This is a genomic window from Nakamurella sp. (assembly GCF_048594475.1).
GTDB lineage: Bacteria > Actinomycetota > Actinomycetes > Mycobacteriales > Nakamurellaceae > Nakamurella.
In genome coordinates this window covers 1-11,974 of sequence record NZ_JBMDXT010000312.1, presented here as the reverse complement: position 1 = coordinate 11,974, position 11,974 = coordinate 1, and the positions used below count along the sequence as shown (strand labels likewise).

Here is an 11,974-nt window from a genome sequence, read left to right as displayed (position 1 = left end):
GTAATTGCGGAACGGCGCGTCGACCGGCACCCCGGCCGCATCCTCGGCATCGAACCCGGCTTGCGCCTGAGCCATCGTCGGGTGGGCCTGCAACGACAACGGCGCGTCCGCGGCCAGCAGCTTGAGCAGGAACGGGAACGTGCCGTCGAACTCGCGGGCCACCTCGGCGCCCAGCGTGCCGGCCGGATCCTCGGCGACGGCGTGCACCAGCGGTCGCTCACCGGCCGGCTGCACCAGCACCGAGGAGTCGCCCGGATGGGCGCCGACCCAGAGTTCGGCCTGCGGCTCGCTGGACGGCACCGGTTCGCCGAGCAGGGCGGAGATCGCGGTCCGCGATCCCCAGGCGTAGGGGCGCACCTGGTTCTTCATCAAAAACACAGCCGGAAATCCTTTCGCTGAGCAACAACGGACACTGGCGTCACCGTTGCCGGCCAGTTGGCACTGCGATGGCACCCGGAGGTGCGGGTCACTGCGGACGGATGGGGCGGGTGGATGCCTGAGCAGACGCATGATGGCCACCAGGGTGCGCCGGTGTGACCCTTCACACCGCGCCGACGCGGCCCTTGTCACCCGACCGGGTCCGCCGGGCGAGCGCGCGCCACACCCAGCTCGACGGCATGTGCCGGTCGTAGAGGACGTACTCGCAGGCCGCGTCGTCGAACAGGATGGTCTCCAGGGCGTGCCGGTCGGTGGTCCGGCCGGCCAGCAACAGTTCGTCGTCGGGCTCGAGGAGGAAGTCGTCGTCGGGCGTCAGGTGGCTCTGCGCGTCCGGCCCGGATCCCCGCTGGACCAGCAGCGGCACGATGTCGAGCCGGGTGGTGCGGTCGTCGGGATCGCGCAGCACGTCGCCCAGCCGCACCGGCCCGTCGAGCAGCCGCCGGCGCAGGGCCGGGGCCTCGGCCGGCCGGAGCCGCTCCTTCCACAGCTCCTGCAGGCGGCGGCCGCAGGAACCGGTGATCCGCTCCATGGTCCGGGCGGCCCACTCGTCGCCCATCGCCGGGATCTCCTGGACGAAGCGCCACAGCAGTGGCGTCGACAGCTGGGCGTACATCTCGTGCGCGACCACCTCGGTCGGCACCAGCAGCGAGTCCAGGTCCATCGCGCGGAACAGCGGCGCGCTGACCTGCAGGTTCTGCCGGGCGGCCAGGAACAGCCGCGGGTTGACCCGACGCGCGGTGGCGGCCAGCGACAGGTTGGTCGTGTCGTTGTCGGTCCCGGCGACGAAGCCGACCGCGGTCGCCAGGTCGGCCTGCTTGAGCACGGACGGCTCGGACGCGTCGCCGACGATCACCGCCGGATCGTCCGGATGACCCAACGGGTCGATGACGGTGACCGACAGCCCCTCGTCCCGCAGATCCTTGACCAGCTCGCGGCCGAACCGGCCGTAGCCGGCCAGCACCCAGCGACCCTTGGTCGGGGGCCGCGCGCGCCGCGGCCGGTCCGACCCCGGCCCGCTCTCCAGCCAGGTGAGCAACTGGTAGGAGGCCGGCGCCCGCAGGGCCAGCCGGAGATGGTCGCCGAACCGGTCGAACGGGTTGACCAGGGACGGGTTGCCGAACGCGTTCATCCGGTACTCGATGGTCGGCGAGACGACCCGGGCGATCACCGGAAGTTCCGGCCGGAGCAGCGCGGCCGCCATGATGACGTGCAGGTTGACCTCGTCGTCGCTGGTCAGCGCGAGGACGCCGGAGCAGTACGGGTTGTCCAGCCCGGCGATGGCCAGGTGGTGCGGGTTGCGCACGTCCCCGGCCAGGGCGGGCACGTCGGCGTGGTAGGCGACCAGGTCCAGCGAGTCGATCCGCTCGGCCTTGGCGTCGATGACGACGAACTGCTGCCCCATCGAGTCGAACGCCTTGCCCAGCAACTCCCCGGTCTGGCCGTAGCCGGCGAACAGCAGGAACGGCTCGCGCAGCCGCCGCACCTTGCGGCGGAACCGCTGCAGGGACAGGGCCTGCCGGAACGTCCGGTCCTGGATGAGGGTCAGCAGCGAGCCGATGGCGTATGCCCAGCCGATGACCAGCAGGTAGATCGAGATGGTCGCCCACATGCGCTGGTTGGCGTTGAACGGGTACGGCAGCTCGCCGTAGCCGATCGTCGAGGCGGTGTAGCTCATGAAGTAGAGCGACTCGAAGATCGACATGTGGTACGGGCGACCCTCGGGGTCGGTCGCCGGGATCAGGGACATCACGAAGACGGTGATCGAGAAGATCACGATCAGGATGATCAGCGGCGCCCGCATCCGGCGCATGACGATGAAGATGGTGTTGGTGGCGGCCGGCTCGTCGTCGATCCGGATCCGCCGGCGCAACCGGGGCGGGCGGTCGTCCTCGCCGAACATCTGCTTCCAGAAGATCTGCAGCACGTTCGACATGGGCGCCTCAGCGCCGGTGGAAGGAGACGGTCTCGACCACCAGCAGGATGACCGAGACCAGGTTGGCCAGCAGCGCGCCGCCGGAGAGCGAGACCACGCTGGCCATCGCCTCGCTGGTCACCCCGTGGCTGGACACGTTGGCCGCGTACCCCCAGACCAGCGCGGCGCAGATCAGTTGCAGGTCGGCGACCAGGCTGGTGGCCAGGTGGGTCGCCCCCAGCTGGGTGCGGTCGCCGAACTTGAGCACGGTGGCGATCAGGCTGACCACCAGCGCACCGAACAGCTCGTAGATGTTGTGCAGCGCCGGGACCGCGATGTCGCCGAGGAAGAAGCCGAAGTTCAGCGTCGCCGCGAGCAGCACGAAGAAGCCGAAGATGACCTTCTCCAGGTTCATCCCTCACCCCCTCGCCGGACAGAGCGTGGCCCGGCCGGGTCCGGGTCCGGGCGCATTGCACGATGATCACCCCTGACCCGCGATCCCGCCTACCCGACCCGCGGGTGCGCATGCCCGGACCCGCGAACGGGAACCCTGATCGGAAAGGACGCGCGGCCCGGCCCCCGGGGACCGCGATCCGACCGGACGGGAGGAACCGTGCATACCGTCACGATCGTCGTCGTGTTCGCCGCGCTGACGGTCATCCTCGGGCTGATCTTCTGGATGCTGCTGCACTGGCGCCGGTTCCGGTACGAGACCGACCGGCTGACCGCCTGGCAGGACGTGTTCGGCCGCCGGGGCGGGAAGGTCGCGCTGCTGACCGGCGTCATCGCGCTCGCGGTGCTGGTCGGCGGCCTGCTGGCCTACCAGGCGCAGCTGGCGACCGGATCCTGAACCGCCGCCCCTCGGGTACCCGGCCGGGTCAGGTCGGGTTCCGGGGTCAGACCTGCGCGTGGGCGGCCACCGCGCCGATGACGATCACCGCGGGCGACCGGACGTCCCGGGCCCGGGCCAGGTCGACGATCCGGTCGATGGGTCCGGCGGTGACCCGCTGGGTGTCGCCCCACCCGTCCTGCACGATCGCCACCGGGGTGGCCGGATCCATGCCCGCCCCGAGCAGGCCGGCGGTGATCGCCGGCAGGGCGGCCACCCCCATCAGCACGACCAGGGTGCCCCGACCGTCCGCCAGCCCGCGCCAGTCGATGTCGGCGGGCAGTCCGTCGCCGGGATCGCCGGTCGCGAACGCGTCGTGCCCGGAGATCACCGTGACCTGCCGCGACTCACCGCGGTTGGTCACCGGGATGCCGGCCCCGGCCGGCACGGCGAACGCGCTGGTCACGCCGGGCACCACCGACACCTCGACCCCGGCCTGCCGGCAGGCGGCGACCTCCTCGCCGCCGCGTCCCAGCACGAACGGATCGCCGCCCTTGAGCCGCACCACCCGGCGGCCGGCCCGGGCGTGCTCGACCAGCAACCGGTTGATCTCGTGCTGTGGCACCGGGTGCCGGCCGGGCGCCTTGCCGACGTCCAGCACCAGCACGCCCGGCCCGAGTTCGTCCAGCACGGACCGGGGTGCGAGCCGGTCGACGACCACCACGTCGGCGGCGGCCAGCTCCCGGCGTCCGCGCAGGGTGAGCAGGTCGCCGTCACCGGGGCCGCCGCCGACCAGCACGACCCGCCCGGGTCCCGCGCGGTGCCGGCGCACGGGCAGCGCACCGGTGTCCAGGGCCGCGGTGATGGCGTCCCGCACCGCGACGGCCCGCCGGGGGTCGGCGGCGCCGGCCGAGCCGACCGACACCAGGACGTCGTCCCGGCGGATCACCGCCGCGGACCGGGCGCTGCCGGTGGCGGCGTCGTCGGCGCGGACGCAGAACACCCGGCCGGCCTCGGCGTCGGCCGCGACCGCCGCGTCCACCGCGGGCTCGCCGGTGGCCGCGAAGACCAGCCAGGCCCCGGCCAGATCGGCCGCCGCGTACTCGGCGCACCGCCAGGTCAGCAGGCCGGCGGCGGCGTCGTCGACGATCGCCTCGCAGGCGAACGGAGCGACCACGAGCACGTCGGCGCCGGCGGCCAGCACGGTGGCCACCTTGCGCGCGGCCACCGGACCGCCGCCGACGACCACGACCCGCCGCCCCCGCACCACCAGGTGCAGGGGCAGCAGGCCGGCGTCCGGCGCGGAGTCAGACACCCTCGAGCCGCTTCGCGGAGGGCCGCAGGTACACGTACCAGGTGACGGCGAAGCAGACGGCGTAGAAGGCGATGAACCCGATGTAGGCGGCATCGGCCGACTTCGTGGCCAGGAACGACTGGCGGAAGGCCAGGTTGACCAGCACCCCGCCGAACGCGCCGATGGCGCCGGCGATGCCGATCAGCGCGCCCGCGTAGCGCTGGGACTTGGCCATCGAGGCGGCCGGATCGACCCCCGCCCGGGTGATCTCCAGGCCCGACTTGGCCTTGAAGATCGCCGGGATCATCTTGTAGACCGAGCCGTTGCCCAGGCCGCTGAACGCGAACAGCATGATGAAGCCGACCAGGTACAGCGGCAGCGAGTGCAGCAACGAGGCGACGAGCACCACCCCGGCGCCCAGGGCCATCGCGACGAAGTTGACGAACGAAACCCGGGCCCCGCCGAGCCGGTCGGCCAGCGCGCCGCCGTAGGGCCGGATCAGCGAGCCGATGAGCGGGCCGATGAAGGTCAGGTAGGCCGCCTTGACCGGGGTCGAGAAGATGTCGGCGAACTGCACCTGGAGCACCTGCCCGAACGCGAAGGAAAAGCCGATGAACGACCCGAACGTCCCAATGTAGAGCAACGAGATGACCCAGGTGTGCCCCTCCTTGGCGACGTCCCGCATCGCGCGCTTGGAGTTGCGCATCTCGGTCAGGTTGTTCATCTTCAGCGCCGCGCCCACGGCCGCGGCGATGATCAGCGGGATGTAGATGACCGGCAGCACCCGCGGGTAACTCGCGCCGATGGTGGCCAGGATGAGCAGGCCGATCAGCTGCACCATCGGGACGCCGATGTTGCCGCCCCCGGCGTTGATGCCCAGGGCCCAGCCCTTGAGCCGGGCCGGGTAGTAGGCGTTGATGTTGGTCATCGACGAGGCGAAGTTGCCACCGCCGACGCCGGCGAGGCACGCCACGAACAGCAGGGTGCCGTAGGCGACGCCCGGCTGCAGCACGATGACGATGCCGACGGTCGGGATGAGCAGCAGCAGGGCCGAGATGATCGTCCAGTTCCGGCCGCCGAAGGTGGCGACCGCGAAGGTGTACGGCAGCCGCAGCACGGCACCGAGCAGCGTGGGCAGCGCCGTGAGCAGGAACTTCCCGGCGGCGTCGATGCCGTACTCGGGGCCCAGGAACAGCACCAGCACCGACCACATCGACCAGACGGAGAAGCCGATGTGCTCGGAGACGACCGAGAACACCAGGTTCCGTTTGGCGATCCGGGCGCCCTTCTCCGCCCAGAACACCGGGTCCTCGGGGCGCCAGTCCTCGATCCAGTACTTGCCGTGGTGCGTGGTGGGGATCGCCGGGTCGGTCGGCGAGGACGTCAGGTCGGCCTGGACCGGGGTGATCTCGGGAGTGCTCATCGGCACGGTTCCTGTTCTGTGGTGGGCGGTTCAGTCAGGTGGGGCGCCCCGGGACCGGCGGGCGGCGCCGGCGGGCAGCGGGGCGGCGCCCGCGCGCCGCGCCCCCGGCGGGACGCGGTCAGGCCGAGTGCAGGAGGATCTCGCCGTCGACGACCTCGACGCGCCAGGTCCGCAGGTCGGGCTGGCCGCTGCGCGAGCAGCCGGTGGCCAGCTCCCAGGCGTTCAGGTGCAGCGGGCACAGCACGATCGAGCCGTCGATCTGCCCGTCGGCCAGCGGGCCGCCCTTGTGCGGGCAGACCGCCGAGACGGCGTGCACGGCGCCGGTGCGCAGGTGGAAGACGGCGACCTGGGTGCCGTCGACGCCGAACGCCCGCCCCTCCCCCGCCGGCACCTGGGACAGCGGGCCCAGCCGGTGGACCGGACCGGCGCCCGGATCGGTGACCGCGGTCATCGGACCGGCACCTGCGGCAGGACCTCCAGCGGCAGCGACGTCCGGAACTGGCCGGGGGTGGCCGGCGCGGCCCCTTCCTGCCACGGGTCCCGGTACCCGTCGACCGCCGTCTGCAGCCGCTCGTCCAGCTCGGCGGCGATGCCCAGGCTGTCCTGGACGATCACCTCGCGCAGGAACTCGATGCCCATCCGCGGGACGAACGCGTAGGTGCGCTCGAGCCACTTGGCGTTCTCCCGGTAGTACTGGATGAACCGGCCGGACAGCGTCACCGCGAGGTCGGGATCGTCCACCGTGGCCAGCAGGTCGCCCTTGCGGATGTGCGCGCCGGCCGCGCCGCCGACGTAGATCTCCCACCGCCCGCCGTCGACGGCGACCAGGCCGACGTCCTTGCACAGGGATTCGGCGCAGTTGCGCGGGCAGCCGGTCACCGCCATCTTGATCTTCGCCGGCGATTCGAGGCCCTGGAACCGGGACTCGATCTTGATCCCCAGGTTGGTCGAGTCACCCACCCCGAACCGGCAGAACTCCTGGCCCACGCAGGTCTTCACGGTGCGGAAGCTCTTGCCGTAGGCGTACCCGGACGGCATGCCCAGGTCGGCCCAGACGCCGGGCAGATCCTCCTTGCGGATGCCCAGCAGGTCGATCCGCTGGCCGCCGGTCAGTTTGACCATCGGCACGTTCCACTTCTCGGCCACATCGGCGATCTTGCGCAACTGTTCGGGGGTGGTGACGCCGCCCTTCATCTGCGGGACGACCGAGAACGTGCCGTCCTTCTGGATGTTGGCGTGCACCCGGTCGTTGATGAACTTCGCGTCCTTCTCGTCGATGTAGTCGTCCGCCCACATCATCTTGAGCAGCGAGGCCAGGCCCATCTTCGACTTGGCGTCCTCGGCGCCCCCCGGGGCGAGGGCGGCGAAGACGCTGGAGACGGAGCGGAGCTGCTGTTCCAGGATCGCCTTCATCAGGTCCGGCTTGTCCATCGGGATGCCGGGGACGTACCAGTTGGCCGACGGGTCCTCCTCGACCTTGCCGCCGGCCGCCCACTCGACGATCTGGCAGACCATGTTCTTGCAGGAGCCGCAGCCCTTGCCGGCCCGGGTCCTGTCCATGACGCCGGCGACCGTCCTGGTGCCGCTCTCCACGCAGGCCACCAGGGCGCCCTTGGACACCCCGTTGCAGTTGCAGACCTGGGCGTCGTCGGCGAGTTCGGCGACGCCGACCTCCTCGGCCGGGGTGCCCAGGTTGAACAGCATCTCCAGGCGTTCCTCGGGCAGCGGCAGGCCGCGATCGAACGCCTGGATCAGGAACGCGACCTTCGAGGTATCGCCGAGAACAGTTGCTCCGATGAGCTTCTCGTCGCGGATGACCAGCGACTTGTAGATGCCCTTGCGCGGTTCGGAGAACACGATGTGCTCGTCGGTGTCCCGCTCGGGGCCCTGGACGCCCATCGCGGCGACGTCGACGCCGGCCACCTTGAGCTTGGTCGAGGTCCGCGAGCCGTGGTAGGCCGCCTCCGGGTCGGCGCCGGTGAGGTGCTCGGCCAGCACGACCGCCTGCTCCCAGAGCGGCTGCACCAGGCCGTAGACCTCGCCGCGGTGCTGCACGCACTCGCCGACCGCGTAGACGTCCGGGTCGTCCACGGTGCGCATCTGGTCGTCCACGATGATCGCCCGCTCGACGGTGAACCCGCTGGTCACGGCCAGATCGACGTTCGGCCGGATGCCGGCGGCGACGACGACCATGTCGCACTCGAGCAGCGGATGGTCGACCATCCAGACGCCCTCGACCTTGTCCTCGCCCATGATCGCGGTGGTCCGGGCCTTGGTGTGCACGTAGATGCCCAGATCCTCGACGCTCTTGCGGAGGATCTCGCCGCCCTCCGGCCCGATCTGCGCGTTCATCAGGTGCGGGCCGGCATGCAGGACGTCGACCTGCAGCCCGAAGCCCTGCAGGCCGCGGGCCGCCTCCAGCCCGAGCAGGCCGCCGCCGATCACCACGGCCCGGCGGTGCTCGTCGTGCCGGGCGTACTCGATCATCGACGTCGTGTCGTCCATCGTGCGGAAGGCGAACACGCCCGGCTTGAGCGACCCGTCGTCCAGCCGCAGGCCTTCGATCGGCGGGATGAACGAGCGGCTGCCGGTGGCGACGATCAGGTCGTCGTAGGGCGTCTCGTACTTCGTGCCGTCGACCGTGTGCTCGGCGTAGACGATCTTGGCGAACCGGTCGATGCGGGTGGCCCGGACCCCGGCGTACAGCGTGATGTCGTTCTCGGTGTACCAGGCCAGGCTGTTGAGAAAGATGTCCGCCTCGGTCTCCTCGCCCGACAGGACGTGGGAAAGCATGATGCGGTTGTAATTCCCGTACGGCTCGTCGCCGAACATGGTGACGCTGAACTGCTCCGCGCCGCCGCGGGCCAGTATCTCCTCGACCGTGCGGGCGCCGGCCATGCCGTTGCCGATCACCACGAGGCGGCGGCGGGTGTCGCCGCCGTCCCGGTCGGGATCGAACTGCCCCTCGAAGGAGTCGATGGCGTCGTCGTCGATCAGGGTCATCAGACCTCCACCAGGCCCAGGTCGACCACCACGGTGCCGGTGAGCTTGTCGGGCGCGGCGACCGCCAGTTCCAGCGCGGTGCCGCCGATGAGGTCCTCGACGACCCGCAGCGGGACGTGCACGTCCGCGCGTGCTCCGATCGGGAAGTAGCGCATGGGCACGCCGTCCCGCATGAGCACCACGGTGATCAGCTCGTCGGTGGTGTTCCCGCCGCGGAAGTACAGGGCCTGGGCGACGGAGCCGTCCGGCACCACGTACGTCGGCGTCCCCTCGATGGGGGCGGGCTTGTCGATGCCGACCCCGGTGAACGGGAAGATGCCCTGCAGGAAACGGTTCTTGGTGTGCATGCGGGTGTCCTTCGATCTCGGGGGGTGCGGGCGGCGGGGGGCGGTGGGACGGCGGCCGGGGGTCTGACCGGCGCCGGCCGGGGAGGCGCGCTCCCGGAACGGGCGGACCTCCGGCTGGCCGGGCAGGGTGGTCAGCAGGTGGGTGTCGTCGGGTCCACCCACCCGGCGGGCGGTGACGGCGCACACCTTGAACTCGGGCATCTTGGAGAACGGGTCGAGGGCCGGATCGGTCAGCGCGTTGGCGTTGCTGGCGCCGCCCCAGTGGAACGGGACGAACAGCACCTCGGGCCGGATCGCATCGGTGACCTGCGCCCGGAACACGGCCGCCCCGCGCCGGGTCCGCAGCTCGACCAGGTCGCTGGGCTCGATCCGCAGCCGGCGGGCCAGGCTCGGGTGCAGCTGCACGTGCGGGTCGGGCACCATCGGGCCGGCCAGCCGCCGCGTCTGGGTGCCGCTCTGGTACTGCTGCAGGAGCCGGCCGGTGGTCAGGACGTACGGGTAGGCGCGGTCGGGCGTCTCGGCCGGGGCCCGGTGCACCACCGGGATGAACCGGGCGCGGCCGTCCGGCGTCGGGAAGGACTCGGTGAACAACCGCGGCGTGCCGGGGTGGTCGGTCGACGGGCAGGGCCAGAAGACCCCACGTTCGGTCTCGATCCGGTCGTAGGTGATGCCCGCGTAGTCGGCGATGCCGCCGGCGCTGGCCCGCCGCAGCTCCTCGAACACCTCGGCCGGCTTGTCCGAAAAATACTGTCCCCGGCCGAGTCTGGTGGCCAGCTCGGCGATCATCTGCAGGTCGTCGAGCACACCGGCCGGGGGCGGGATGGCCATCTTGCGCCGGATGACCCGGCCCTCCAGGTTCGTCATCGTGCCCTCCTCCTCGGCCCACTGCGCGGTGGGGAGCACGACGTCGGCGAGCAGGGCCGTCTCGGACCGGAAGATGTCCGAGACGATCAGGGTGTCCAGGGATTCCAGCCGGTGCCGGATGCGGTTGGCGTCGGGCGCGGAGACCACGACGTTGGACGCCAGCACGAGCAGGGTCCGCACGCCCCCGTCGGAGCCCAGGCGGTCGAGCATCTCGAAGGCCGACGGGCCGGGCCTGGGCAGCTCGTCCGGGTCGACCCCCCAGACGGCGGCGACGTGGGCCCGGGCCTGCGGGTCGTCGAGCCGGCGGTACCCGGGCAGCTGGTCGGCCTTCTGCCCGTGCTCGCGGCCGCCCTGCCCGTTGCCCTGCCCGGTGATCGTGCCGTAGCCGGACGCCCACTTCCCGGGCAGGCCCAGGGCCAGCGCGAGATTGATGTAGGCCTGGGCGGTGTCGGTCCCGTTGCTGTGCTGCTCGGCGCCGCGGGCGGTGAGGATCATCGCCGACGGCGCCGTCGCCAGCGCCCGGACCGTCTCCTGCATGTCGGCGACCGCGACGCCGGTGGCGCGCTCGACCCAGTCCGGCCAGTAGGAGCTGACCGCCGCCTTCACCGCGGCGAAACCGGTTGTCCGGGAGGCGATGTAGGCCTCGTCCAGGTAGCCCTCGCGGATCGCGATGTGCAGCAGCCCGTTGGCCAGCGCCAGGTCGGTGCCGGGCACGGGGGCCAGGTGCAGCGAGGCTCCCTCGGCGGTGCCGGTGCGGCGGGGGTCGACCACGATGTGCCGGGCCCCGTTGTGCCGGGCCTGGTCGAAGTACTGCATGGCCGGCGGCATGGTGTCGGCCGGGTTCGACCCGACCAGCAGGACGGCCGCCGCGTCGGCGATGTCGGCGAGCGGGAACGGCAGCCCCCGGTCGACGCCGAACGCCTTGTTGCCCGCGGTCGCCGCCGAGGACATGCAGAACCGGCCGTTGTAGTCGATCGACGCCGTCCGCAACCCGACGCGGGCGAACTTGCCCAGCGTGTAGGCCTTTTCGTTGGTCAGCCCGCCCCCGCCGAAGATGCCGACGGCATCTCGACCGTGGCGGTCCTGGGTCCGGGTGATGGCCGCGACCATCCGGTCGAACGCCTCGTCCCAGGAGGCCGGCCGGAGCGGGCTGGTGCGATCGCCCTCGACCTCGCGGACCAGCGGGGTGAGCAACCGGTCCCGGTGGTCCAGCAGTTCGGCGGCCGTCCAGCCCTTGGCGCACAGACCGCCCCGGTTGGTCGGAAAGTCCTCCTGCGGTTGCAGTGTCACCGGCCGGGGACCGCGGCCGGGAGCGGCGACCATGGTGATCCCGCACTGCAGCGAGCAGTACGGGCAGTGGGTCGCTGTCGGCGCAGCTGGGGCGGCGGTCACTTCTCCGAGTGTCGGGACGCATGTTTCATCGGCCACCACGCCCTGTTACGGGCGGATTGTGTTGTGCTCACCGCCGCAGGTCACCGGCGCAGGCCCGACGACACACACCGAACCCGGGCGGACCCCGCGGGCCGCTCAGCGGCGGTGGGAATTGTTACGGCGGAGCCGATCCGGCGCCCGCGTGGTGATCGACATCACAGGCGAGGGAACCGGCACTCCCGCGGACGACCCCGTCAGCGTCCTCCGAGCGGGAGGGCCCGTCAAGGTCCTTTCGGCGGCTCGGGTGTCGCACGGGTGGTCGCGCCGGGCCCGGTCGTCGCGCGGGTCGGGCGAGCATCGCGCCGGTCGGGTGCGCATTGCGCCACGTCGACCCGGCGCGATGACCGCCCGCGCGGCGCGACGGGTCAGCCGTTCAGCGCCGGTGTGACCCAGCCGCCGTCGGCACGGACCAGCGGCACGACCTCGATCACGG

At 71.7% G+C, this 11,974-nt stretch carries 9 protein-coding genes; 1 reads left to right on the top strand and 8 read right to left on the bottom strand.

Annotation, left to right across the window (positions count from 1 at the left end):
- The 3 genes from ACOJUF_RS14285 to ACOJUF_RS14275 all read right to left on the bottom strand — a co-directional run.
- A partial coding sequence (locus tag ACOJUF_RS14285) for a type I phosphomannose isomerase catalytic subunit (protein WP_420122497.1) occupies positions 1-369 on the bottom strand: 369 nt, incomplete at its 3' end.
- 172 nt (positions 370-541) lie between these two features.
- On the bottom strand, positions 542-2,371 hold the full coding sequence (locus ACOJUF_RS14280; RefSeq protein ID WP_420122494.1) for an NAD-binding protein: 1,830 nt from the start codon (positions 2,369-2,371) through the stop codon (positions 542-544).
- 7 nt (positions 2,372-2,378) lie between these two features.
- Positions 2,379-2,765, bottom strand: coding sequence for a DUF6394 family protein (locus tag ACOJUF_RS14275; protein ID WP_420122493.1), 387 nt, complete (start codon positions 2,763-2,765; stop codon positions 2,379-2,381).
- Between the two features lie 198 nt (positions 2,766-2,963).
- On the opposite strand from ACOJUF_RS14275, the gene ACOJUF_RS14270 reads away from it, so the two are divergent.
- Positions 2,964-3,200 (top strand): hypothetical protein, encoded by a 237-nt coding sequence (locus ACOJUF_RS14270; protein ID WP_420122492.1) that lies wholly within the window; start codon positions 2,964-2,966, stop codon positions 3,198-3,200.
- Between the two features lie 46 nt (positions 3,201-3,246).
- Here ACOJUF_RS14270 and cobA read toward each other — a convergent pair whose 3' ends face one another.
- The 5 genes from cobA to ACOJUF_RS14245 all read right to left on the bottom strand — a co-directional run bounded on the left by cobA (position 3,247) and on the right by ACOJUF_RS14245 (position 11,433).
- A complete protein-coding gene (gene cobA / locus ACOJUF_RS14265) occupies positions 3,247-4,494 on the bottom strand; it encodes a uroporphyrinogen-III C-methyltransferase (protein ID WP_420122491.1) in 1,248 nt (415 codons plus the stop codon).
- On the bottom strand, positions 4,487-5,896 hold the full coding sequence (locus tag ACOJUF_RS14260) for a nitrate/nitrite transporter (RefSeq protein ID WP_420122490.1): 1,410 nt from the start codon (positions 5,894-5,896) through the stop codon (positions 4,487-4,489). The genes cobA and ACOJUF_RS14260 overlap by 8 nt, the downstream gene beginning before the upstream one ends.
- A gap of 118 nt (positions 5,897-6,014) precedes the next feature.
- Positions 6,015-6,347 carry a Rieske (2Fe-2S) protein gene (locus ACOJUF_RS14255; protein WP_420122489.1) on the bottom strand — a complete coding sequence of 111 codons (333 nt, stop codon included), beginning with the start codon at positions 6,345-6,347 and terminating at the stop codon, positions 6,015-6,017.
- Positions 6,344-8,794 (bottom strand): nitrite reductase large subunit NirB, encoded by a 2,451-nt coding sequence (gene nirB, locus ACOJUF_RS14250; protein WP_420122496.1) that lies wholly within the window; start codon positions 8,792-8,794, stop codon positions 6,344-6,346. Before nirB ends, ACOJUF_RS14255 begins: the two co-directional genes overlap by 4 nt.
- A gap of 104 nt (positions 8,795-8,898) precedes the next feature.
- Entirely contained in the window at positions 8,899-11,433 is a 2,535-nt protein-coding gene (locus ACOJUF_RS14245; RefSeq protein ID WP_420122495.1) for a molybdopterin oxidoreductase family protein, read from the bottom strand.
- Positions 11,434-11,974 lie beyond the last annotated feature (541 nt).